Raw genomic sequence first — 23,748 nt, 5'->3', positions numbered from 1 at the left:
GACCCTTGATCGAACCGACCACGCAGCTACCGCATGCACCGCTGCCCGCCTACTACCGCGACGAGGCAGACCATGCGCGCTACGTGCGCCGCATCTTCGACGAGACCGCCGTCGACTACGACCGGATCGAGCGCGCCATGGCGTTCGGATCGGGTGGCAAGTACCGGCGGGACGCGCTGGTCCGGGCCGGTTTGGCATCTGGCGACAAGGTCGTGGACGTGGGCATCGGCACAGGGCTGCTGGCGCGCCAGGCCTGCGACCTGATCGGCGAGCAGGGCCGCCTCATCGGCGTCGACCCGAGTCCGGGCATGTTGGCGCAGGTGGATCTGCCGGGCGTCGAACTGCGCGCCGGCCGGGCGGAGGAGTTGCCGTGTGCCACGGGCGAAGCCGACTTCCTGAGCTTCGGTTATGCGTTCCGGCATGTGTCGGACGTGGACGCCGCGCTGCGCGAATTCCACCGGGTTCTGCGGCCCGGCGGCAAGCTGCTGATCCTGGAGATCAGCCAGCCTTCGAGCCGCCTGTCGCGCGCCTTCGTGAAGTTCTACATGCGACACATCGTGCCGGCCCTGGCGCGCATCGTCGCCCGCGAGCGCGGCAGTGCCGAGTTGTGGCGTTATTACTGGGACACCATCGAGAGCTGCATCCCGCCCGCTCAGATCCTCCAGGCGATGGAGCGTGCAGGCTTCCTGCAGGTCAAGCGCCACACCGAACTGGGCATCTTCTCGGAATACACGGCCGTGCGGCCGTGAGTTGACGGGCGAGGCGCGGCGGTCAATCCGCTTTCATGATCGTCTCGCCGCTCAAAGGCCCCATGTCGCGGATGTTGAGGCGGTGCCGTTTCCAGCCGTCATAGGTGCGCCGCCAGTTCGTCACCGAGACCACGTAATAGATCAGCTTGAACATCACCAGCGACATCCGGTAGGCCGGCCCGTGGTGAATGTCGGCGGCCAGCAGCGACATGAGGCCCTGCTTGACCTTGAACCGGTTGTTCGGGTGCATGAACATGTCCCGAATGGTGGGGTTGGTGACGCGGTAGATGAACCAGGAATAGTCGCGCGGGCCCACCCGCACACGCTTTTCGAGCGCGGCGCGGGCAGCGGGCAGTTGCTGCGGTCGGTCCAGCGCCGTGGCGACGAATTGCGCGCCATCGAAGGCACTCTGCATCGCCAGAAAGACGCCTGAGGAGAACATCGGGTCGATGAACGTGAAGGCGTCGCCCACCATCAGGTAGCGGTCGCCGGTGGCATGCGTGCTGGAATAGGCGAAGTTGCCGGTGGCATGCACCTTGTCGTCCACCAGCGTGGCGTCCTTGAGCCGATCGTGCAGTTCCGGGCACAGGGCGATCGTGTCGAAGAAGTAGTCCTTCAGTGGCTTGTTGCGCGCCTTCAGGTAGTAGGCCCAACACACCGCACCCACGCTCGTGGTGCCGTCGGCCAGCGGGATGAACCAGAACCAGCCGTGCTCGAACCAGCAGATGCTGATGTTGCCTTCGCGCTTGCCTTCCAGGCGCCGGGCGCCGCGGAAATGGCCGAACAGGGCCGTGCTGTTGTGGTCCTTGTTCTTTTCCTTGCACCTGAACTTGTTCGCCAGCAGCGTGTCGCGGCCCGTGGCGTCGACCACGAAACGCGCGCGCCAGCTGCGTGACCCGCCGTCGTCAAGCACCGCCTCGACCCGGGCGCCATCGTCATCGAACGCGACGTCCGTGACCTTCGCGCCTTCGAGCGCCAGGGCACCCGTGGTGGTGGCATGGCGAAACAGCAGCTCGTCCAGTTCGGAACGACGGACCTGCCACGCCGATGCCATCGACGGGTCCCAGCCCTCGGCGAAATCGACATAGCTGCAATAGTCGAGGTCGGGTGGCACGAACTCGATGCCGTACTTCGGCATGCCGATCTTCTCGACCTGATCGCGCACACCGAGCTTGTCGAACAAGGCCACGTTGCCGGGCAGCAGCGACTCGCCGATATGGAAGCGGGGATGGTGCTCCTTCTCCAGCAGCACCACCTTGCGGCCTTCGCGCGCGAGCAGCGCAGCGATGGTGGAGCCGGCAGGGCCGCCGCCGACCACGAGGACATCGCAATTTTCGTCAAGCTGCATCGGATCGTCTCCTGAGTTGTGGCGCGCATGGGCAAACGCAAAAATACCACGTTGGCATTGGGCGCTTGGATCTCTCAGTCAGGTGCAGTTCGATCAGGCTCGGTACCGGGGACGACGCCTCAACGCGTCCTGCCACCGGCCTTTGCGCGTTGTGTTCTGCTCGTCGGCTATGCAGCGGCTCCGGCACTGTTGGAGGCACCTGCGATTCACCGTGCCCACCACATCTCCGTCATCCAGGTCTCAGTGATGGCGCTGACTTAGTGACCGGTCAGGGGCCATGCTGACATTGTTTGCGGCCTTGAGATTGACGCCCGCCTGAGCGGCCCTCGCTGATCCGCCGAACAGGCAATGGTGACCCATTGCAGCCTGTAGCTGGCTAGCAGCGCAAACACACTTCGTCATGGGGCGCCCCTTAACTCATCACTGTGCCCCGAGTGCCTCATTCATTGTGCGTAAAGTGCCTTAGCATCTTCACGCCAGCTAAAGCATCTTCCACGTATGCCCTCGATATCGCTCCCACTGGTCTCTCCTCTCTGGCGTACGAAAGCATGTAGGCCGCGCGTCCCAGCAGTTGCTGGTACTTTGCGACGGAGTTGGCCGGTGAGATTTTTGCTTGATGCAACTCAGCTCTTAAACGCCGTCGATCCACACGTGAAGGCTGAGGCCAATCGTTGACCACAACACCGGTGACCACCTGCCTAGTGCCTGGGCCGAATATCCTTGTCTTTTGATCGTTGAGCGTCAACCGCATTTCTGTGAGGCGCTCCTTTGCAAAGCAGATCGCTTGCTTGACGCCATCCAACTCCATCCCGCTGAACGTCATGTCATCAGCATATCGGGTGTAGCTGACGCCAAGCGAATTGCATGATTCTGACACGCTTGCGTCAAATTCGCGCATAACGATATTCGACAAGGCAGCGCTTGTCGGAGCACCTTGTGGAAGTCCCCCTTTGTATGAAGAAAGCCGTGCTACCAGTACTGCGGTGTTACTACTTAAACCCGCAGCTACTAAGCTTTTGGCAACGATGCCTATCGTGAGCGATGGAAAGAAGTTTGACACATCAATATTTGCGACATATTTTTTTTCGGTGTGTACCTGAGCATTCTTTCTAATTGAGCTGCCGCGCGAGTAGGCCGTCGCCGTTGGATGAGCTTCAAGCCAATTGAGTAGATAGTCCAAAAAAAAGTACTGAAGTACCTTGATCATCGTTCTTGGAGCTTGAATTTGTCTTGATTTTCCATTCGCTTTCGGAATTTCGAAGACTCGGTAGTACCGCTCGGGTCTAGCTAGAAATGATGTCAATAAGCCTGGGCTAATACCCAAACCTAAGGAGATTTCGTTAATTCCTATTCCATCCGCAGGAATAGAATCATCGCCTGCCGCCTTGCAGCAGTCTGAAATTGTGGGGAAGGAGCAGAAGCGGAAACGAAGGCCAGAAGCTGAAGGGGAAGAGCCAACAAAAAGTTGCTTAGCTAGGAGCGGCCAAAAGGCGCGGCCGGCACCCGGAGCTACGCGAGGATTGGCGGCCGCGCCTTTTGGCCGCTCCTCTTGTGTCGCTGAGTCAATAAATACGGCTGACGAAACATCAGCCTTCTCTGGTTCCTCAGCTTCTGGCCTTCTGAGTGTAGCAGCTCGAAGCTCCTTGAGCAAAAATAGTCTGGTTTTGTCTCGAAGATGTCTCTCTTTCGGTGTCAGCCTCCCGTCACCTTGACGGGTTAGCGAATATAGTCGCTGCCTTAAATGCACGCAGACAACATCCTTCTGCGAGGACCATTCATCTAAGATGATTTGGATTGCTTCTGGAGAAATCGGCTCTTCCTCAACTTCGAGAGATAACGCCAGAAATTTGCTGACATCATCCGCGCTTGCCGGCTGAATACATCCAAGACCGAGTCTTATCAGTCGAGTATTGACATTAACACTCATGACTTAACTCTTCCGGCCGGGCGTCCATGACCGGAAAACAACTGAGTTGACCGCCGCCCTCTCAATCGTTTAAGAATTGGTTTTATATCGGCAGTCGCGAATTCCACGTATAAGGTCCGACCAAAATGCTCGGCGGCATTTGCTGGGCCTTCGTTGAAATATGATTTATCATCCTTGTATTTTTCGTCTGCAATCAAGACGAAATCGCACGTTCTGTCAGGGTTGTTGGCGAGCCAGTGCACAAACAATCCCAATTCACAAAATGAACCAACGCTATCGGCAATAAGAACAATTGCACCACATTCACGCCGGATGAACTCAAGTTCATTGTCGTGGGCGTAGCCTCCCGTTTCCGTCAGCCGAACGTCTTCAAGACCATCATCTTCGCCAAGTACAACCTCAAAGCCCTCTACTTCTAGAGCATCCTTGAGTCGCTTGCGCAGTGCTGCTCCCGGATTCTTGTCCGCCAAGAGGAGAGAGGGGCCGCATAGGAAAACCACCATTCGGTTCTCCGCAAAGAGTTTCCGAACGTCCTCCCCGAACCTTTCGACTGATGGTGCCCTCATAGCTGCCTTGTACAATTTATTTCACGAATATTATCTCAATATCAGGGATATGCCCCCAATGCTCCCAGCCAGAGCGGCCACCCCGACTCGAGAGTCAGTGCGGTCGCAGGTGATTTCCTCAGGTCTTTGTTTTCTCGAAAATCTCGAGAACACCCTCAACCTCTGTGTCGAGATGTTCGGCACCACAGTCAAGAGCGACTGAAATGTCCGAAAATTATTCGATCTTTGTGCGTGAACTCCACCCAAACTGATAATAGTCACATAGGCAAGCTAGCTTCCTAAAATAGGTGGAGTAAGGAAAGCTGCTCTCGAATCTATCAACATTTTTTAGCAAAAACGCTCTCACCGCCGCGACGTCAAAACGATCCTTGGAAAGGTATGGAAGAAACATTGCGGCCTTTTCTGGTGAGTTGGTTGCGATAATTTGGTCCGCAGTTTTGTCTTTTTCTGTCTTGACGAAGGGCTTCGCATATGGGCGTGATCGGTAGTGTTCGGCACCCTTTAAAGGAAGATGCTTTGCAAGAAAAAGTCCGGATTTTTTGTACGCCTCCTGAGTGTTGATACCGGCTTCTTTAAGGTACCTGAATACTGGAATGTATGTTGCACCCCGACCTAGGTCGGGAACAGTCTTGTTCAAAATTGCTTTTGCGTCGAACTTACTTTTATCAGCGAGAAAGTCCTTGAATAAATCTAAGACGCTAATGCCGTGATAGCCGATTTGACCAGCCTTTTCGCTCGCTACGCCAACTCCAACCACAAATTCGATATCTTCCTTCTTGTCAATATCGTCAACATCAACAACGCATAGCTTCTCGGATGGCTCGGTGTTGCGCACCATCTCGTATAACTGCTCCTTACAATACCGCAGAACTCGTGCCGGGATTTTTCGTTTTATCGACTCTAGTGCCTCATAGATTGGAGCGTAACTATCGCTTTTAACGATCGTAATGGGAAGCTGTCCTCCATCAATAGCAATAAGTGTTTTGCTGTACTGCGCCTGCTGACCGTGTGCTCGTTGGACAAAAATGAGATTGTTCTGAAGTTTTACTAGGTTATCTTGCCCTAAGACCAACGTGATGCCGCGAAGGAGATCAAGCACATTCGGATCCGTTAACGAGTATCCAATGAAAACGACAGGGTGCTCTACGAAAATTGTTATGAGTTTGGCTGCCAAATACGGATTTGCCGAGTGGAATCCATCATAGTCCTCTTCTGTCAGGACAAGCGAAGCAGGTCTCGATGTTGACCCATGTATCTTGTAGATTTCACCAATCGCCTGCGTGTTAGAAAATAATAGCTCATTCTGACCAACAAATACCTTGTAGTCTGGAAAGAGATTCTCAAGCAATGTGTCCCAGTTAGTCGTGACAATACCATCAACGTTCAATTTCGATAGAAGGGCAATCTCTTCGGCGTACTCCTTTGCCGGGCCTAATTGAGTCGTTACACTTAAGTAGTTGCATATCTCAATGCGAAGTGCCGACGTTGCATCCTTTGCCTTCGCCTTGTTTTTTTCCCTGCTTTCCTTGTATACGTCAGATGTCCACCAGTGTTGATGGAAATCGGCCGCTAAAAGTGAGGCAACGCGCGGTAGCTTTCCATCCGCGCTTGTTAGGTAGTACTCGTAGGGTTTTAGGTCTTTTGAGAAACGCTGCAATAGTGCACTCCAGTCCTCAAGGCCCAGATATCGCCTGGAGAATCCGGAGCCGACGAATAGAAATGGCGCCGACGGCGCTTCGGAAAAATGGGCAATGAGATCATCTTTGATAGACATGGATATTGACGAGCTATGCTTTGGGTGACTGAACTCTACCAAGATGATGAAAGGTGCTTCCCCAAACAACCTTTCGCACGCTAGATGTCTGTTTTTACTGAGCACCTGCAACCGCTCTCGGGAACAGTGACCGGCCGCAGTGAGTCGACAACTCCAGTTCGCCTCGCGCGCAACCGGTCCGAGAATGGCCTGCGGCCACACCTCATCGATTTGCCAGTCTTGGCGGCATTGCTGCCCTACGGAGCACTTGCCATCGACCGCTCGGTGTTGAAAGCTGCCGTCTTCCAGGACGTCGGCCGCGGGTGACTCAGTCCAGTCTGAAGCCGCCGTTGGGTCGAAAGATTCGACACATGCTCTCGCTGAGTGCCAACCTGCGAGCCATCCCCCTTTTAGCGACGATCAAGCACTCAGTCGATTGAGAGCCTCGCCTAGCTATAAGCAATGCCATCAGCATCCAGCGACGGTGGACGCACAAGGTCCTCATCGATCCCCATGACCTCGCTGGCCCGCTCGACGGCCTTCCACAGTGGTGCAGGCATCTTCAAGATGTCTTCGGGTGTGTCGGCTCGCGCAATCCAGGCGCTGATCTGGTGGTGCTGATCCGGCGTCAGCAAAGCCAGGTTCAGCATCTCGTCTATGGTTTTCATCGCGTTGTCAGGTGGGTCTTGGAACTTGCGTCAGTCTAAGCCGCTCTCGGCATCCAGCAGCCTCAGGGTCTGCGCGTCGCGCTCTCCACCGTAAAAGGCTGCCAACGCTTCCGCAAAGCAAGGCTCGTGCGGCGCCACCGTGGCGAACAGCGTCAGGCACGACTGGAACTTCATCGCATCCACCACGCCGAGCATCTCCACCGCGCTGCGCTCCGGGTGCGCCAGGACGGCACGCACACAAGCGATCAACCGCGACCCCAGCACCGGGTGCGCCACATAGGCTTCGGCCTCCGCGCGCCCGCTAATGCCGTAGCGCTCTGCCATGGGGCTGTGGCCCAACCCGCGCAGTTGCGGCAGCACGTACCAGATCCAGTGCGTCTGCTTGCGGCCGGCTTGCAACTCGGCCAGGGCCTGCGCGTAGTCCCGTGCCTGTGCCTGGACGAAGCGTTCGAGCGAGGCGTCGTCGTGGTCGTTGGACATGGGTCAATGAGCGCGCCGCGCCCGCCCGCATTCACCCGTGCGGCTTTGCCGGCAAGCCCTTGAGGTACAGGTACAGCGCCCGCAGGTCCGTCTCGCTCATCGCCCCGAGCGAACCAAACGGCATCACCTTCACCTCGCTGCCATCGGGCCGCTTGCCACTGCGGAACATCGCGATCAGCGTGTCCGCATCCGCGTACCGTGGCATCACGCTGCCTTCGCCAGGGGTGAGGTTGGCGGCGGGTGGCCAGTCGGGTGGGCCGCCGGGCACCTTGCCGCCAGCAAAGCCCACGCCGTGGCAGCCCAGGCACATGTTGGCCACGTATTCGCCGTGTTTCACGGTCACGCCCTCGGGCACCGGTTGCTGCGGCGGCAGCGTGTGGTCGATGCGGGCGGCCGCGTCCTGGATGGCGCCGAAGCCGTACAGCGCGCGCACGGGCACCGGCAGCTTCACCACCGCGCCTTGTCCGCTGCCCGGCGGCAGCGAGCGCACATAGGCCACCAGCGAGGCCAGGTCGTCGTCGGTGAAGCGGTTGTAGTCCTCGCTGGGCATGATCATCAGCGGGCGGCCCTTGGGGTTCACGCCGTGGCGGATGCTGCGCACCCAGTCCACCGGCTGGTAGGCGGCCACCACACCGCCCGGGCCGGTGGTGATGTTGGGGCCGGCGATCACCAGGCCACCGTCGTCCACGAAGGTTTTGCCGGTGCCGCCGCTGCCGTGGCAGTCCACGCACCCGCGCGAAGAAAACAGGTATTTGCCGCGTTCGAGGGACGCCGCGTCGTTGCGCAGCGCCACCGGTTGCACCGGCACCTCCACGCGGCGCTGCATCTTCCGCTCGGCCAGGAACAGGCCCGCGCCGACCAGCAGTGCCGCCATCACCACCAGCCCCACGACGCCACCGAGCACCACACGAACCCAGGTCCTTGTCGCCATACGCCGCTCCTCGTTCGAAGAAAGCCAGGGGCTGCTCGCCCCGCGCGGGTCAGGCGGTGCTGCGTGGTTTCGCCGGCGGCTGCCAGCGAAAGAACATCGGGTACACGCGCTCGACCACCGGCCCGTTGAAATCCCAGCCCACGCATTGGCCCAAGTGCGCGGGCGGGCGGCCGTCGGCGTTGGGGGCGAAAGCGCCCGAGCGCGTCTGGAAGGCCGCGGTGGCGAGATTGAACAGCAGTTCGCGCAGGTGTGTGCAGCCCTGGATGTCGCCGAGGTGACGCTGGATGGTGTGCCGCCAGCCGCGCCCGAGCACCTCGCCCACCATGCGCTGCAGGTTGGGCATGGCGTCGGGGCAGGGGGCGTGCGGGAAGGCGTCCATGGCCACCGCGACGGCGTGGATCACCATCGCTTCGTCGAAGCTGACCCGGATGCGCATGTGGTGAAAGGGCTCGTTGGCCGGGCGGACTGTGCCGTGGATATCGAAGTCGTGCGGCTTGCTGTCGTGCAGTTCGCCTTCGATCTCCCACAGCCCGTCCTCGCGCAGGAAGCCCTGGTACGTGACGCGCCGGGTGTGCATGGGCTGGCGGGGGGCGGGCTCGGGCAAGGGCAAGTTGTTCTCCTGATCTGTGTGGGGCGCCCCACATTCTCCTGCCCAGCGCCGCCGCCTGCACGCTGGCACACTGAAGACCTGCGACACAGGAGACCCGCCATGGCCCACGACCACCCGCACGACGCCCCCGACGATCACGCCCACGACCCGGCCTGGAAGCACGACGGCGTGCGCGTGATCCCCGGCAACCAGCTCGACGGCAACGTGCCTTCGACGCCGGGCATGGACCGCAAGGCCGCGATCAACTTCGCGCGCGTCGGGGCGCAAAAGCTCTGGGCCGGCACCGTCACCATCCACGCCAACGCCAAGACCGGCGCGCACCACCATGGCCCGCTGGAGAGCGTGATCTATGTGGTGCGCGGTCGCGCGCGCATGCGCTGGGGCGAGCACCTGGAGTTCACGGCCGAGGCCGGCCCGGGCGATTTCATTTACGTGCCGCCCTTCGTGCCGCACCAGGAAATCAACGCCAGCGCCACCGAGGTGCTGGAATGCGTGCTCTGCCGCAGTGACGGGCAGGCGGTGGCGGTCAACCTGGACATCGAGCCGGTGGAAAAGCCCGAACAGGTGCTCTGGGTCGACCCGACGCACCCCACCGGCGGCGTGTGACGCGCCGGTCGTAAGAAAGCGCTCAAGTTTCCGCGGGGGCTGCCGACAACTGCCTCAAGAACACCGGGCCTGTTTCTGCCCGGTGGCCGCCGTGAGGGGAAGCCCATGCTGAACATTTCGAGCACCACTGCCGTGTCCTGGCCGACGCCGGTGTCCACCGCCGTGGCGCCGGTGTCGCCGGCCGCCGCCGTGCAACCTGTGCAGGCCGGTGGCCACGATGGCAAGGCCCAGACGGGCTTTGGCCGCGAGGACCGCGCGACCCCACAGCCACCCACCACCCCGCGGCGGGCGGAAGACGGGCGCACGCCACCGGCCACGAGCACAACCGCAAAGACCGCAACCGAGCCGGGTGCCGCCGCGCCGCGCGACCTGGCCGCGCGGCAGCAAGCCCGGCAGGAAGCCGCCGACGCGGCCGAGCAGCAGCAGGCCAAAGGCAAGAGGACGGTGGAGCACCTGCAGCAGGTGCTCTCCAACATGTGGGAAGCCAGCGCCGCCGTGGTGGACCGCGCGCTCGGCATCGAGCCTTCGAACAGCGATGCGCTGGGCAACCAGAGCGACACGGCGCCCGACCTGTCCGCCGTGGCCGCGTCGTTGATCCCGCGCAAGCCGCTGGTGCCGCAGCGCGCCGGCACCGCGGTGCTGGAGCACACGCCCCACCCCGAGATGCAGAGGGCGGCCGGCGGTGACGCCGCCGTGGACGTGATGGGCGATGGTGTGTCGGCCGAAGACAGCACACCGGCCGACATCGTGTCCTACGACGAGCATGGCCATGGCAGCGCCGCGCCGCTGGAAGTCGGCAGCCTGGTCAGCGAGCGGGTCTAGAAGACATCAAATCCGATGTCGCACACCTGAAGGCGAGCTCGCCAGGCGCGTCAACACGGCATTCGCGATCTGGTTCAACGGCAGCACCTCGTGCGCCGCGCCGTGCTGGATGGCCATGCGCGGCATGCCGAACACCACGCAACTGGCCTCGTCCTGCACGTAGTTGTAGCTGCCCGCGTCCTTCATCTCGCGCATGGCGGCAGCGCCATCGGCGCCCATGCCGGTGAGCATGATGCCCAGCGCGTTGGGGCCGAGCACGCGCGCGGCCGACTTGAACAGCACCTCCACCGAAGGGCGATGGCGGTTGACCGGTTCGGTGTCTTCCACCACGGCCACGTAGTTGGAGCCGCTGCGGTCGATGCGCAGGTGCCGGCCACCCGGGGCGATGTAGGCATGGCCCGGCAGGATGCGCTGGCCATCGCGCGCTTCGGCCACGCGGATGCGGCACAGCGTGTCGAGCCGGTTGGCAAAACTGGTGGTGAAGCCCGGCGGCATGTGCTGCGTGATGACGATCGCGGGCGCGTCGGCCGGCATGGGCATCAGCACCTCGCGAATGGCCTCGGTGCCGCCGGTGGACGAACCGATGCAGATGATTTTTTCCGTCGCCACGCGGGGCAGCGCGGCGCGTGGTGGCTCGTGGTGCGCGCTGCCGGCCGGCGGCGTGGCGGCGCTGGCGGGCGGCGAGGCCATGCGCTTCACATGCGCGGCGGCGGCGGTGCGGATCTTCTCCACGATGTCGCCGGCCAGTTCGCTCAAGCCGCTGCTGATGCCGATGCGCGGCTTGGCCACGAAGTCGACAGCGCCCATCTCGAGCGCGCGCAGCGTGGTCTCGGCGCCCTGCTCGGTGAGGGTGGAGACCATCACCACCGGCATCGGGCGCAGGCGCATCAGGCGCGAGAGAAATTCGAGCCCGTCCATGCGCGGCATTTCCACGTCGAGCGTGATCACGTCGGGGTTGAGTTCGCGGATCATCTCGCGCGCCACCAGCGGGTCGCTGGCCGCGCCGACACAGATCATGTCGCGCTGGCGGTTGATGATTTCGGTGAGCAGACTGCGCACCAGCGCCGAGTCGTCCACCACCACCACTTTGATCTTGGCCATGGTTGTTTCAGTCAGAACAGGTCGACCGAGCCGCCGGCGGTGGCCTTGGCCACCACGGCCGCGCTGCCCTTGCGTTCCTGTGTTTCGAGTGTTTCGGGGTGCGAGTGCGCCAGCCGCTTGACCATGGCTTTGCCCGTGGCCGGGAAGTAGCAGACCTTGCGCGGGTGGATGTCGAGCACGTCCTTGGAGATCACGGCGATGCGTTCGGTCTGCAGGTAGTCGAGCACGAACTGCGTGTTGCGCTCGCCCACGTTCATGGTGGTGAAGCTGCTCATCACCTGGCCGCCGCCAAACACCTTGGCCTGCAGGGTTTCGCGCCGAGCGCCGAGCTTGATCATTTCGTTGATCAGCAATTCCATCGCGTACGAACCGTAGCGCCCGCTCGCGTCGTTGCCGCCGTCGGGCAGCATGAAGTGGTTCATGCCCCCCACGCGCACGCGCGGGTCCCAGATGCAGGCGGCGATGCACGAACCGAGCACGGTCATCACCACCAGGTCGTCGGTGGTCACGAAGTACTCGCCCGGCAACACCTTTACCGCGTCGTGCTTGAAGTGGTGGTCGTGGTAGAAAAAACTCGCCTCGCCGGGCTTGGGCGCGCGGGCCTTGAGGGCGTCGACGCGCGAGCCGGGGACGCGCGTGGCGATGGCGTCAAATCCGTTCATACACGGTCTTTCCGCGCAGGGCGAACAGCTGGCGCGCGTCGCTGAAGTTCTCCGCGTGGCCCACGAACAGCATGCCGCCGGGCTTCATCACGCGGTGGATGCGTTCGAGCACGGCGCGCTGCGTGGGTGCGTCGAAATAGATCATCACGTTGCGGCAGAACACCACGTCGAAGGGTTCGCGAAACGGCAGGTTCTCGATCAGGTTGACGGCCTGGAACTGCAGGTGCTTCTGCAGCTCGGGCTTCACGCGCATCAGGCCGGCGTTGCTGCCCTTGCCACGCATGAAGAAGCGCTGCAGGCGCTCGGGGCTCAGGCCCTTGACGCCGTCGGCCTTGTAGACGCCGCGCTGCGCGGTGGCCAGCACCTTGGTGTCGATGTCGCTGTTGACGATCTCGAACGAACCCGACGGGCCCAGCGCCTCGGTGGCCGTCATGGCGATGGAGTAGGGCTCTTCGCCGGTGGACGCGGCCGAGCACCAGATGCGCCAGGGCTGCGCGCGCTTGGCGGCCAGCAGGTCGTGCAGGATGCCGAAGTGGTGCTGCTCGCGAAAGAACGCGGTGAGGTTGGTGGTGAGCGCGTTGATGAACTCCTGCCACTCGGCGCCGTCGTGCTGTTCGAGCCAGTCGAGGTAGGTCTTGAAGCTGTCATAGCCGGTTTCGCGCAGGCGGCGCGAGACGCGGCTGTACACCATGGCGTGCTTGCCGTCGTGCAGGCTGATGCCGGCCTTCTTGTAGATCAGCGCCTTGACGCGCGCGAAGTCGGCGTCGGACCAGACGAACTCGCGGCCTTCGGTCAACGGGCCGTCATCGGGTGCGGGCACGCTGGCCCGGCCCGAGGGCAGTGGCGCGCGCTTGGGGGCGGTGGTCTGCAGCAGCATGGGGTGGCGTCAGTGGCGGGTGCGGCGCACCAGACCGGAGGTGTCGAGGATGAGCGCCACCTTGCCGTCGCCCAGGATGGTCGCGCCCGACACGTTGGGCACCTTGCGGTAGTTCGACTCCAGGTTCTTGATCACCACCTGCTGCTGGCCGAGCAACTCGTCGACCATGAGCGCCACGCGCGCGCCCTCGGCTTCCACCACCACCATGATGGGGCTGGTGTCGCTGTGCTCGAAGCGTGGCACCTGGAACACGCGCTCCAGTTCGACCACCGGCATGTACTCGTCGCGCACCTTCACCACCTGCGCGTCCTGCGCCATGGTGTTGATGTCCTCGGGCTTGATCTGGAACGACTCGATCACGTTGGACAGCGGCAGGATGTACACCTCGTCGCTGACGCGCACCGACATGCCGTCCATGATGGCCAGCGTGAGCGGCAGCCGCACCGAGACGCGCATGCCCACGCCTTCGGCCGAAGCGATCTCCACCGTGCCGTTGAGCGCGGCGATGTTCTTCTTGACCACGTCCATGCCGACGCCACGGCCGGACACGTCGGTCACTTCCTCGGCGGTGGAGAAGCCGGGCGCGAAGATCAGGTTCCAGACCTCGGTGTCGGTCAGCGAGTCGGGTGCGTCGATGCCCTTCTCGCGCGCCTTCTTCAACAGCTTCTCGCGCGAGAGGCCCTTGCCGTCGTCGCGCACCTCGATCAGGATCGAGCCGCCTTCGTGCGAGGCCGAGAGCGTGATCGTGCCGTGTTCGGACTTGCCCCTGGCGCGGCGGTCTTCGGGCATCTCGATGCCGTGGTCGCAGCTGTTGCGGATCAGGTGCGTCAGCGGGTCGGTGATCTTCTCCACCAGGCCCTTGTCGAGTTCGGTCGATTCGCCTTGCGTGACCAGCTCGACCTTCTTGCCCAGCTTGCTCGCGAGGTCGCGCAGCATGCGCGGGAAGCGGTTGAACACGACCGACATCGGGATCATGCGGATCGACATCACCGCTTCCTGCAGGTCGCGGGTGTTGCGGTCGAGGTCGGCCAGGCCGGCCAGCAACGGCTGGTTGCTCGCGTCGTCGAGCTCGCGGCTCTTCTGCGCCAGCATGGCCTGGGTGATCACGAGTTCGCCCACCAGGTTGATGAGCTGGTCGACCTTGCTGACCGAGACGCGCAGCGTGCTCGATTCCAGGCCGGCGCCCGCGGCAGCGGGTGCGCGCGCGTCGGTCTTGCCGGTTCCGGCTTTGCCGGCCACGGGCGCCGCGGCGGGGGTAGGCACGCCTGGCGCACCGTCGAAGAAGCCGTAGTCGCGGCCTTCGGTGGTGGGGTTCGGGTGACCGGTGCCCATGAGTTCTTCCTCTTCCGTCGCCGCCGGCGCAGCGCTGGCTTCGGCGCCGGCGCTGTTGTCGACGATGCGGATCTCGTCCTTGCCGACGTGGAAGGTGAACAGGTCCATCAGGTCGCCGTCGCTCGCGCTGGTGCGGGCGCGCCAGACGCGGTGCGTGCTCATGTCGCAGGCCATGGCCTCGACGGTGCCCAGGCCGGGAATGTCGCGGAACAGCTCGGCAATGCCGTCGGCCTGGGCCGGATTCTCCAGCGGGCCGATGTGGATTTCCAGATCGCGTTCGACCTTCTTGGCGGCCTTGCGCGGTGCGGGCGCGGGGGCCGCGACCACGATCACGGGCACGGGCTCGGGCGCCAGAACGGCCTCTTCGGCGTCCTCGCCGTGGGCCAGCACGCTGATGCGCGCCACCAGGTCCGCCGTGGCCGGTGCTTCGCCGCCGCGGCCCTGGTGCGCGCCCAGCAGGCCGCGCAGCGCATCGGACGATTCCAGCAGCACGTCCACCATCGCGGAGGTCGGCGTCAGTTCGTGGCGGCGCAACTTGTCCAGCAGCGACTCCATCTGGTGCGTGAGTTCGGCCACATCGGCAAAGCCGAACGTGGCCGCGCCGCCCTTGATCGAATGCGCGCAGCGGAAGATGGCGTTGAGTTCCTCGTCGTCGGCCTTCTCCAGGTCGAGCGCGAGCAGCATCTGCTCCATCTGGTCGAGGTTCTCACCCGCTTCTTCAAAGAAGATCTGGTAGAACTGGCTCAGGTCGATGTCGTTGCCCAGGCTCTGGCCTTCGTTCATCATTTCACCCATGGGATTTCCTTGGTAGCTTGGCGTTCGGCATCAACGAATGACTTTTTGAATGACCTCGAGCAGGCGCGTCGGGTCGAACGGCTTGACCATCCAGCCGGTGGCGCCCGCGGCACGGCCGAGCTGCTTCATCTGATCGCTCGACTCGGTGGTCAGGATCAGGATCGGCACGGTCTTGAACTTGGGGTGCTCGCGCAGCTTGCGCGTCAGACCCAGCCCGTCCAGGTTGGGCATGTTCTGGTCGGTCAGCACCAGGTCGATGCTGTGTTTCTGGGCCTTGTCCCAGGCGTCCTGCCCGTCCACGGCTTCGACCACGTGGTAGCCCGCCCCCGTGAGGGTGAATGACACCATTTTTCGCATGGAAGCCGAGTCATCTACGGCAAGAATCGATCGCATGGCTTACTCCGTTTGTTCAGATATCGGCAAGTGGGTCGGGGGCTTGAATCGGCCTGTGCTCAGAACAGGTCGATGGAGCCGGCGTCCATCTCGCTTTGGGTCACCGGGCTGGGGCGCTCGGGCATCGGGTCCAGTTCGAGCGGCAGCTCGTCGTCTTCGGGCTCCATGGCCTGATCGGCCAGGCGCCAGGCGCAGCTCTGCAGCACCTTGCCGGTGTGCACGATCAACTGGGTCGCCATGTCGTGGAACTGCAGCTCGGTCACGGCCTGGTGCAGGTTGTGGCGGATCGGGCCCAGCTCGTCGGCGCGCTCGGCGCTCAGGTGGCTCAATGCCTGGTTGGCCGAGCCAAAGCGCTCGAGCAGGTTGCTCGTGGCGTGGTCCAGCAGACCTTCCAGGCGCTGAAGATCGGTCATCGCCATGAGCAGCGCATCCTGGAGATCGGCCACCAGATTCACGGGCAGGGAGACAGAGGGGGAAGTCTGCTGCATCGTTGTTTGTTCCATGACGGGCGTGTGCGGGTTCGCTGAAGGAGCGGGTATTACAATTTTCGGCAGCTGCCTGACGCTGTATCGGCAGATAACGGGCCGAATTCAGCACCAATTTCCCGCTTGCCATCCCAGCACCTGGACGCAAAGTGGCCACCACCACCTCACTTCCACACCATGAGCGGACCTCCTGAGACCCCGGACAAACCCCCTGTTCGCATCCTGCACCTCGAAGACTCGCGCGTGGACCACGCGCTGGTGAAGTTCGCGCTGCAACGCAGCCAGCTCGCCAGCGAGGTGGTGCTGGTGGACACGGTGGACGAGTTCCGCCACGAGTTGCAGACAGCGCACTACGACGTGGTGCTGGCCGACTACCACCTGCCCGGCTTCACCGGCATGGACGCCTGGGACGTGGTGGGCGAGATGGGCATCCGGGTGCCCTTCATCATCCTGTCCGGTGCCATTGGCGAGGCCGCGGCGGTGGACGCCATGCACCGCGGCGTGAGCGACTACCTGCTCAAGGACAGCATGCACCGCCTCTCGCACGTGATCCAGCGCGCGATCGAGGTGTCGCAAACCCGGCGCGCCGCCGACGCCGCCGACGCCGAGCTGGCCGAGTCGCGCAGGCGCCTGGCCGAACTGGCCGAGCACTTGCAGACCAGCATCGAGCAGGAGCGCGCCGACATCGCGCGCGAGATCCACGACGACATCGGCGGCGCGCTGGCCGCCGTCAAGCTCGACCTGGCCCTGATCGGCCGGCGCACGGAAGACGCCTCCGCGCAAAGCCACCTGGGCTCCGCCATGGAAATGCTGCAGCACGCGCTCGACGCGAGCCAGCGCATCATGATGAACCTGCGCCCGCCCATCCTCGACCAGGGCATGGTCGCCGCGGTGCTCTGGCTGGCCGCCAGTTTCGAGCGGCGCACCGGCCTGCGCGTGGTGGTGCGGCGCTCGTCCGAAACGCTCGACGTGCCGCGCGAAGTGCAACTGGTGGCCTACCGCACCGCGCAGGAAGCCCTGACCAACATCAGCAAACACGCCGAGGCCAGCGCGGTCGACATCGACCTGAGCGACGGCGAAGGCGTGCTGACGCTGGAAGTCACCGACAACGGCAAGGGCCTGGACGCGCATGCCCTGCGCAAGGCCAAGTCGTTCGGGCTGCTCGGCCTGCGCGAGCGCGCGGCCAAGGTGGGCGGCTGGCTCGACGTCAGCTCGTCGCCCAAGGGCACTTCGGTGATCCTGTCGGTGCCCTTGCACACACCACACAACCCGGACAACGCGGCGAAGGCCGGCGAGGAATCGAATGATCAAAGTGATTTTGTGTGACGACCACGCGATGGTGCGTCGGGGCATCCGCGACACCATCTCGGAGGCCACCGACATCCAGGTCGTGGGCGAAGCCGGCAGCTACCCGGAGCTGCGCGATGTCATGCGCAAGGTCGAGTGCGACGTCTTGGTGCTCGACCTCAACCTGCCGGGGCGCGGCGGCCTGGAGGTGCTGGGCACGCTGAAGGAAGAGGGCTCCAGCGTCAAGACGCTGGTGGTCTCGATGTACCCGGAAGACCAGTACGCCATCCGCTGCCTGCGCGCGGGCGCGCGGGGTTACCTCAACAAGGCCGGCGAGCCGGCCGAGCTGGTGGCCGCCATCCGCACCGTGATGCAGGGCCGCAAGTACGTGACGGCTGACGTGGCGCAGATGCTGGTGGACACGCTCAACGCGCCCGAAAGCGAAGAGCTGCACGCCAGCCTGTCCGAACGCGAGCTGCAGACGCTGCAGAAGATCGCGTCGGGCAAGAAGCTGTCGGACATTGCCGAAGAACTCATGCTCAGCCCCAAGACCGTGAGCGTGTACCGCGCGCGCGTTCTGGAGAAACTGCACCTGGCGAACAACGCCGAACTCACGGTGTACGCGATCCGCAACGGAATCGTGTGAACACGCCCCTGCGCCGCTGACGCGGCTTCCCTCGGGTTCTCGAACGCCTGGTCTTTCTTGCTCTCTCGCCCCTCTGGGGAGAGGGCTGGGGTGAGGGGGCGCGTTCAAGTTCACCTTCCCCTTTGAGCTGCTCCCCGCAGGCTCCCGCGACAAGTACGTCAAAACACTCTTTTTTCGATTTTTAAATCGCAAAAAAGTATTAGTTTTGTTGATTTTCTTGAGGCAAAAAAACTATATTTACGGACTTCAGGCTTTGGACAAAGGCCGCCGTGAGAGGGGGAGCAACATGGTTCAACAGCTTCGTCAGCACGTGTACGTCTCGCGACCGCAGTGCGGACATGGTCGCCCCGCACAGAAGGTGCGCGCAGGGCTTGCTGCGGCCGCGCGCAGCGGATCTTGAGGAGAGACACCATGGCTTTCGTCAATGAATACATCTCCGCCGGAGATTTCAACAAATACCACTTCAATGAATTGAACAAGCGGCCAAAGAGAGCCAACGCAACCGATCCGTCAGATGTCTGGACCATTGACCGTGAAACCAATATCTGGTTGCGACAGTTCTATGCAGAAATCGATCCCAAGAATCCAAAAGGTGACCTGACGGGTATTACGGTTTGGGATTTTTATTGGCAGAAAGATTTGATGCAGGTAAGACTCCTTTCGCTTGAATCCGGAAAAGATGAAAAAAAGAAACATTGTTGGGAACGGAAAAAGTTGTTGGAAATTGAAATGTCAGTATCCATGGCGCAATTTCAATTGCAAGCGTTACGAGATCTGAAATCGGCGCTGATTGTGTACAAGGATGCTGGTATTCGCTCGGAGGCGAAGACTTATTCTCTTGTGCTTGAGTGAGAAAGGTCGTGGTTTTCGTGAGTGAATATCGGACAAGTCCTCCATTCATTTTCCTGGCGAAGGCCGTCACCTGCGGACGAAGCTCGCTTGGCTGCGGATCGGTTGGCTTGCTTTGAGTACACGCTACATCCCCAAAATGGGTAGATATCGATACCCCTAGCCGGTATTGGAGGGTCCATCTTTCATCTATGGTGAGTGCTGAGGTGGGATGTGAATTCACAGGACTCGCACGTACCGTGACGCTTGCTTTTCTATTCGAAATTTTTCGTTTGATTGAGGGTGCACATGCTTGAATTGGGCATTGGGGCCGATGTGGTCCGAGGAATAGGTTGGATTTTTTGGGGCTTGATTGCCATCGGGCTCTGGCTGGCGATCTCGAAGCCAAAGACCGGGGCTGGCAAAGCCATGTGCGTGGCACTGGTGCTGGCCGTGCCGGTTGCCGCTCTTGGACCTTCGATTTATCGCAGCTATGAATATCGAAAGCGCTTTGCGGTGGCCAAGGCGTTGTTTGATGAGCGATGCAAAACGGCCGGGGAGAATATTTATCGAACTGTCGAAGGTGAGGAAGGTGTACTTTTGTTGAAGATTCGACCTCGGCGGTTAAATTCTTCCAATCAATTCGAAATGAACGATCCATATGGCAATGATTTGGGCGGGGAGGGATTTATTCTTTCATTTTTGAAATCTACGCCATCAAGCAACTTGCAAAAGAACTATCAATACGTCGATGCAAAACAAGAAAGTGGAAATATCTCTCGATACGAAGCCTTGATCAAGAAATCCAAGGCTGGAAATGAATATGTGGAGTTGACACAAATTAACGGCACGCATACCAAATTCCGTTTTGCGGTTGACTATCAAGATGTTTCAACGGAAGAAGAAAGAAGAAATTGGATTGCAGGAGGTGTACTTCAAATTATTGACACAACAACCGGAGAAATTCTAGGAGTAAAGCGAGGATATATCTTTGATCATCTCCTTGGCAGTACCGAGGACGGGAGAGCACCTTGGCTTGGTGCGAGTTCTTGTGGCAACGAAGATCGGGCTTACGGACACACAGCTCGATTTGTGCAAAAAATTGTTAAACCAACAGGGGGCAATTAATTGTGACAACCATTTCTTCTGATTTGCTTAAGTTTTCCGCCGTTCAAATGGCTGCGGAAGCGGACTATCTCGGGGTTGTTGAATTTCAGAATCGGTTGGCTATTCAAGCTGCATTGATTCGAGGTAACAACCGTTCGAGCAAATTCACAGAAATTCAGGCCGAAAAATTCACGGATGCGTTAACAGGATGGAGTGTGGTCGACCACGTGAGCAACACCACCACAGGTTTCAGCGGAACGCTGTTCAAAAGCAATGAGACGGGCGAGTTTGTTCTCAGCTTTCGCTCCACCGAATTCGCCGACGACGCAGCGCGAGACAACCAGGCAACCAACACGCTGGAAATCAAAGAGCACGGTTGGGCGTTCGGCCAGATTGCCGACATGGAAGCCTGGTTTCAAGGTCTGAAAGACAGCGGCAAGCTGCCACCCTACGCGGTCTACACAGTCACCGGCTACAGCCTGGGCGGTCACCTCGCCACAGCGTTTAACTTGCTCCGCCAGCAAGACGGCACCGCGCAACAAATCACCAGCACCTACACCTTCAATGGCGCGGGTGTTCTTCCAGGTGGTGATGGACAAGGTGTTGGTGCACCGGGGCCACACCACGCTGGACGTGATCGCGCTCGGTTTCGCGGTGGTCGTCATCTTTGAAGTCACGTTGACGGCGCTGCGCAGCTACGTGTTCGCGCACACCACCACGCTGTATTTCGGCGCGAAGCTGGTGATCGAAGGCCAGCTCAGCGTGGGCCAGTTGATCGCCTTCAACATGCTGGCCGGGCAAGTGGCGCAACCGGTGATGCGCCTGGCGCAGTTGTGGACGGACTTTCAACAAACCGGCATTTCGGTGCAGCGACTGGGTGACATCCTCAACACCCGCACCGAAGTGGCTGGCACCAGGAGCGCGTTGCCGCCGTTGGCCTCTCCGGTGGACGGCACGGTGCAGCAGTTGTCGGTGCACACCGAAGGCGGCGTGGTCACCGAGGCGCAGCCGCTGATGGTGATCGTGCCCAGCGACAACCCGCTGGAGGTGGAAGCCTTCTTCGAGAACAAGGACATCGGCTTCGTGAAAGCGGGGCAGGAGGCCGAGGTGAAGATCGAGACCTTCCAGTACACCAAGTACGGCACGATCGACGCCGAAGTGTCTTCGGTGTCGCACGACGCGATCAACGACGAGAAGCGCGGCTTGATCTACTCCAGCCGTGTGCGCATGGCCAGGACGCGTTTGATGGTCGATGGCACCGAGGTGGGGCTGAGCCCGGGCATGGCCGTGACGGTGGAGGTGAAGACCGGGCAGCGGCGGGTGATCGAGTATTTCCTGGCGCCCTTGCTGCAACACACGAGTGAGAGCTTGCGCGAGCGATGAGGCCTTCACTCCCTCTCCCTCTGGGAGCGGGCTGGGGTGAGGGCACGCGCGCCAGGTCCGCTACGTCAACAACGCACCCTGCGCCAACAAACTGCTCCGCAACGCGCCCGCGTTCACGCCCCGTACGTCGCCGCCGTGCGCCGCGCACGCCTGTGCTGCGGCCGTGCCCGCCGCCTGCCCCACCGCCATGGAAATCGTCATGACGCGGATCGCGGCCAGCGCCGCGTGCGTGGCCGAGATGCCGCGCCCGGCCACCAACGCATTGCTCAAACCCTGCGGGATCAGGCTGCGGTAAGGGATCTGGTACGCGTGGTCGTCGCCCATGGGCGTGTAGATCAACGCGCCACCGGCAGCCGGATGAATGTCGATCGGGTACGCGCCCAGCGCAATGGTGTCGTCGAACGGCGGTGGCTGCACGAGTTCTTCGGCCGTGAGCACGTGGTCGCCGTGGATGCGCCGGGTCTCGCGGATGCCGACCTGGGTGGCGAAGGCCTGCAGGCGACCCGCTTCGCAGCCGGGTACCGCGCGCTGCAGGAACAACGCGGCGCGCCAGGCCTGGCGACGGCCTTCCATCTCGGCACGGCTCAGGGCATAGGTGTCGGTGGCGTCGATGCCCAGGCGGCTGATGTTGAACCAGGCATCCTGCGAAAACGGATCGCGTGCCAGGTGCAGCGCCTCGCGCGCCAGTTCACCGGACTCGAAACCCTGGCGTGCCAGTTTCTGGATGTCCTGCGGTGACAAGGCGTCGAGGCGCTCGAAGTCGATCGGGCCGAAGCGGAACATCATGGTCGCGGGCTGCAGGTTGTCGCCTTCGTCCAGTCCCAGGAAGCGCGCGCCGGCCTTGTGCAGCACGTCCATGTCGCCCGAGGTGTCGATCACCACGCACGGCTGCACGTCCACGATGCCGCTCTTGGTCAGCAGGCGCACGCGCTCGATGCGGTCGTGCTGCGCCGTCACGTCGAGCACCTGCGTGTGCAGCAGGGTGGTGACGCCGGCGTCGGTCACCATGTCGTCGAGCACGAGCTTGAGCACCTCGGTGGCGTATTCGACGCGGTCCATCGGGTGCCCCGTGGACATGACGAACACATCGTGCGGGCGCGCCGCGCCGTATGCCTCGAGCCGGTCCACCACTTCCTGCGCCAGGCCGGCGATGACGCGGCGGCCCGCCGCGGTCTGCCAGCAGTTGAACTGCGCGACCGCGCCGCCGGTGGCGTTGCCGCCGAGGAAGCCGTAGCGCTCCACCAGCAGGGTCCTGGCGCCCTGGCGCGCCGCGGCGATGGCAGCCATGGTGCCGGCCAGGCCGCCGCCGCAGACCAGGACGTCGGGTGTCGTCGTCGCTTGTTGCATGGTCGGGGGTCTCAGTTCGCCTTGATGCCGCGGGCCTTGATCACCGCGGCATAGCGATCGATCTCACTGCGCATGAACTGGCCGGCTTGCGCGCGGTTCTGCAGCACCGGTGCCACGCCGATGGAGGCGAATTTGGTTTTCACCGTGTCGGACTGCAGCGCCTGGGTCAGCTGGGCTTCCAGCTTGGCCAGGCCCGCGGCGGGGATGCTGCCCTTGGGCGCGAACAGCGCGGCCCAGCCTTGCACTTCCAGGCTCGGGTAGTTCAGCGAACGCAGCGTGGGCACGCCCGGCAGGTCGGCCACCGGCTTGGGCGACGAGACCGCGATGGCGCGCAGCTTGCCCGCGCGGATGTGCGGCAGCACGCTGGGCAGGTTCAGGAAGCCCAGGGACACGAGGCCGGCGAGCACGTCCGGCATCATGGCGCTCTCGCCCTTGTACGGCACGTGGGTGAATTCGATGCCGGTCTCGCCCGCGAACATCTCGGCGGTGAGGTGGGCCAACGTGCCGTTGCCGCTGTTGCCCGCGGTCAGCTTGCCGGGCGCGGCCTTGCCCTCCCGGATCACGTCGTTCATGGATTGCAGCGACGAGTTGCTCGGCACCACGAGCACCAGCGGCTGGTCGGACACCATGCCGACCACGTCGAAGTCCTTGTTCACGTCGTAGCCGATGTTGGGCACGAGCAGCGAGTTGATCACCATGCTGTTGCTGCCCATCAGCAGCGTGTGGCCGTCCTTGCTCTGCGCCACGTGGTTCACGCCGATGGCGCTGCCCGCGCCGGGCTTGTTGTCGACGATGAAGGCCTGCCCCAGTGTGTTGCCGAACAGTTCGGCCAGCACGCGCGCCGAACTGTCGGCGCCGCCCCCGGGTGCGAAGGGCACGACGATGCGCACCGGGCGCGTGGGCCAGTCGGTGTTGGCCAGGGCGGTGAGCGGTGCGGCGGCGAGGCTGCCGGTCAGCGCGCTGGCGCCGAGCAGGAAGTCGCGGCGGCGCAGGGGCTGCAAGGGGGTGGTGGTGTCTTGGTCGGTCATGTCATGTCTCCTGGAAT

At 62.2% G+C, this 23,748-nt stretch carries 24 protein-coding genes and 1 pseudogene; 9 read left to right on the top strand and 16 right to left on the bottom strand.

What is annotated here, in order from left to right:
* Positions 1-5: 5 nt before the first annotated feature.
* Positions 6-749 carry a class I SAM-dependent methyltransferase gene (locus FFS09_RS11950; protein WP_137919100.1) on the top strand — a complete coding sequence of 248 codons (744 nt, stop codon included), beginning with the start codon at positions 6-8 and terminating at the stop codon, positions 747-749.
* A gap of 22 nt (positions 750-771) precedes the next feature.
* Here the strand turns inward: FFS09_RS11950 and FFS09_RS11945 are convergent, their stop codons facing one another.
* The 8 genes from FFS09_RS11945 to FFS09_RS11910 form a co-directional block, all read right to left on the bottom strand.
* Positions 772-2,097: an NAD(P)/FAD-dependent oxidoreductase gene (locus tag FFS09_RS11945; protein ID WP_137919099.1), complete on the bottom strand. Its 1,326-nt coding sequence runs from the start codon at positions 2,095-2,097 to the stop codon at positions 772-774.
* Positions 2,098-2,536: 439 nt separating this feature from the next.
* Positions 2,537-4,024: a reverse transcriptase domain-containing protein gene (locus FFS09_RS11940; RefSeq protein WP_137919098.1), complete on the bottom strand. Its 1,488-nt coding sequence runs from the start codon at positions 4,022-4,024 to the stop codon at positions 2,537-2,539.
* Positions 4,021-4,527: a hypothetical protein gene (locus tag FFS09_RS11935; RefSeq protein ID WP_137919097.1), complete on the bottom strand. Its 507-nt coding sequence runs from the start codon at positions 4,525-4,527 to the stop codon at positions 4,021-4,023. The genes FFS09_RS11940 and FFS09_RS11935 overlap by 4 nt, the downstream gene beginning before the upstream one ends.
* A 277-nt stretch (positions 4,528-4,804) precedes the next feature.
* Positions 4,805-6,364, bottom strand: a complete 1,560-nt coding sequence (locus FFS09_RS11930) for an SIR2 family protein (RefSeq protein ID WP_137919096.1) — start codon at positions 6,362-6,364, stop codon at positions 4,805-4,807.
* A gap of 428 nt (positions 6,365-6,792) precedes the next feature.
* Positions 6,793-7,011 (bottom strand): hypothetical protein, encoded by a 219-nt coding sequence (locus tag FFS09_RS11925; RefSeq protein WP_137919095.1) that lies wholly within the window; start codon positions 7,009-7,011, stop codon positions 6,793-6,795.
* A gap of 30 nt (positions 7,012-7,041) precedes the next feature.
* Positions 7,042-7,491: a DUF1810 domain-containing protein gene (locus tag FFS09_RS11920; protein WP_137919094.1), complete on the bottom strand. Its 450-nt coding sequence runs from the start codon at positions 7,489-7,491 to the stop codon at positions 7,042-7,044.
* Positions 7,492-7,522: 31 nt separating this feature from the next.
* On the bottom strand, positions 7,523-8,422 hold the full coding sequence (locus FFS09_RS11915; protein WP_137919093.1) for a c-type cytochrome: 900 nt from the start codon (positions 8,420-8,422) through the stop codon (positions 7,523-7,525).
* A gap of 49 nt (positions 8,423-8,471) precedes the next feature.
* Entirely contained in the window at positions 8,472-9,032 is a 561-nt protein-coding gene (locus FFS09_RS11910) for a DUF2889 domain-containing protein (protein ID WP_137919092.1), read from the bottom strand.
* Between the two features lie 99 nt (positions 9,033-9,131).
* Here FFS09_RS11910 and FFS09_RS11905 point away from each other — a divergent pair, with 99 nt between their 5' ends.
* Both FFS09_RS11905 and FFS09_RS11900 read left to right on the top strand, forming a co-directional pair.
* Positions 9,132-9,638: a cupin domain-containing protein gene (locus FFS09_RS11905; RefSeq protein WP_137919091.1), complete on the top strand. Its 507-nt coding sequence runs from the start codon at positions 9,132-9,134 to the stop codon at positions 9,636-9,638.
* Positions 9,639-9,743: 105 nt separating this feature from the next.
* Positions 9,744-10,460: a hypothetical protein gene (locus tag FFS09_RS11900; RefSeq protein WP_137919090.1), complete on the top strand. Its 717-nt coding sequence runs from the start codon at positions 9,744-9,746 to the stop codon at positions 10,458-10,460.
* A gap of 6 nt (positions 10,461-10,466) precedes the next feature.
* On the opposite strand, the gene FFS09_RS11895 is transcribed toward FFS09_RS11900, so the two are convergent.
* Genes FFS09_RS11895 through FFS09_RS11870 form a run of 6 tightly spaced genes read right to left on the bottom strand, consistent with a single transcriptional unit; the run spans position 10,467 to position 16,123 of the window.
* Complete coding sequence (locus FFS09_RS11895; RefSeq protein WP_137919089.1) at positions 10,467-11,561, bottom strand: protein-glutamate methylesterase/protein-glutamine glutaminase; 1,095 nt, start codon at positions 11,559-11,561, stop codon at positions 10,467-10,469.
* An 11-nt stretch (positions 11,562-11,572) separates the two neighbouring features.
* The gene (gene cheD / locus FFS09_RS11890) at positions 11,573-12,223 is read right to left on the bottom strand and encodes a chemoreceptor glutamine deamidase CheD (RefSeq protein ID WP_137919088.1); all 651 of its coding nucleotides are present in this window, start codon (positions 12,221-12,223) and stop codon (positions 11,573-11,575) included.
* Positions 12,210-13,100 (bottom strand): CheR family methyltransferase, encoded by an 891-nt coding sequence (locus FFS09_RS11885; protein ID WP_137919087.1) that lies wholly within the window; start codon positions 13,098-13,100, stop codon positions 12,210-12,212. The genes cheD and FFS09_RS11885 overlap by 14 nt, the downstream gene beginning before the upstream one ends.
* 9 nt (positions 13,101-13,109) lie before the next feature.
* Complete coding sequence (locus FFS09_RS11880) at positions 13,110-15,227, bottom strand: chemotaxis protein CheA (protein WP_137919086.1); 2,118 nt, start codon at positions 15,225-15,227, stop codon at positions 13,110-13,112.
* A gap of 30 nt (positions 15,228-15,257) precedes the next feature.
* Entirely contained in the window at positions 15,258-15,620 is a 363-nt protein-coding gene (locus FFS09_RS11875; RefSeq protein ID WP_137919085.1) for a response regulator, read from the bottom strand.
* A gap of 59 nt (positions 15,621-15,679) precedes the next feature.
* Entirely contained in the window at positions 15,680-16,123 is a 444-nt protein-coding gene (locus FFS09_RS11870; RefSeq protein ID WP_137919084.1) for a hypothetical protein, read from the bottom strand.
* A gap of 159 nt (positions 16,124-16,282) precedes the next feature.
* Here FFS09_RS11870 and FFS09_RS11865 point away from each other — a divergent pair, with 159 nt between their 5' ends.
* From FFS09_RS11865 to FFS09_RS11840, 6 genes and pseudogenes are all read left to right on the top strand, one after another.
* On the top strand, positions 16,283-17,431 hold the full coding sequence (locus FFS09_RS11865) for a hybrid sensor histidine kinase/response regulator (protein ID WP_137919083.1): 1,149 nt from the start codon (positions 16,283-16,285) through the stop codon (positions 17,429-17,431).
* A complete protein-coding gene (locus FFS09_RS11860) occupies positions 17,409-18,038 on the top strand; it encodes a response regulator (RefSeq protein WP_137919082.1) in 630 nt (209 codons plus the stop codon). The genes FFS09_RS11865 and FFS09_RS11860 overlap by 23 nt, the downstream gene beginning before the upstream one ends.
* 411 nt (positions 18,039-18,449) lie before the next feature.
* Positions 18,450-18,890, top strand: coding sequence for a hypothetical protein (locus tag FFS09_RS11855; protein ID WP_137919081.1), 441 nt, complete (start codon positions 18,450-18,452; stop codon positions 18,888-18,890).
* A gap of 285 nt (positions 18,891-19,175) precedes the next feature.
* Complete coding sequence (locus tag FFS09_RS11850) at positions 19,176-19,994, top strand: hypothetical protein (RefSeq protein ID WP_137919080.1); 819 nt, start codon at positions 19,176-19,178, stop codon at positions 19,992-19,994.
* Between the two features lie 2 nt (positions 19,995-19,996).
* A complete protein-coding gene (locus FFS09_RS11845) occupies positions 19,997-20,644 on the top strand; it encodes an alpha/beta hydrolase family protein (RefSeq protein ID WP_137919079.1) in 648 nt (215 codons plus the stop codon).
* A gap of 166 nt (positions 20,645-20,810) precedes the next feature.
* Positions 20,811-21,356 (top strand): annotated as a pseudogene (locus tag FFS09_RS11840) (HlyD family type I secretion periplasmic adaptor subunit); the annotation flags it as partial.
* A 60-nt stretch (positions 21,357-21,416) separates the two neighbouring features.
* Here the strand turns inward: FFS09_RS11840 and FFS09_RS11835 are convergent.
* Together FFS09_RS11835 and FFS09_RS11830 are read right to left on the bottom strand one after the other, a co-directional pair.
* The gene (locus FFS09_RS11835; protein ID WP_137919077.1) at positions 21,417-22,703 is read right to left on the bottom strand and encodes an FAD-dependent oxidoreductase; all 1,287 of its coding nucleotides are present in this window, start codon (positions 22,701-22,703) and stop codon (positions 21,417-21,419) included.
* 11 nt (positions 22,704-22,714) lie between these two features.
* Positions 22,715-23,731, bottom strand: coding sequence for a Bug family tripartite tricarboxylate transporter substrate binding protein (locus FFS09_RS11830; RefSeq protein ID WP_137919076.1), 1,017 nt, complete (start codon positions 23,729-23,731; stop codon positions 22,715-22,717).
* Positions 23,732-23,748: the final 17 nt, after the last annotated feature.

Source organism: Hydrogenophaga sp. 2FB (assembly GCF_005503365.1).
Classification (GTDB): domain Bacteria; phylum Pseudomonadota; class Gammaproteobacteria; order Burkholderiales; family Burkholderiaceae_C; genus Hydrogenophaga.
The sequence above is the reverse complement of the archived record's forward strand: the minus strand, read 5'-3'. Positions and strand labels throughout refer to the sequence as shown.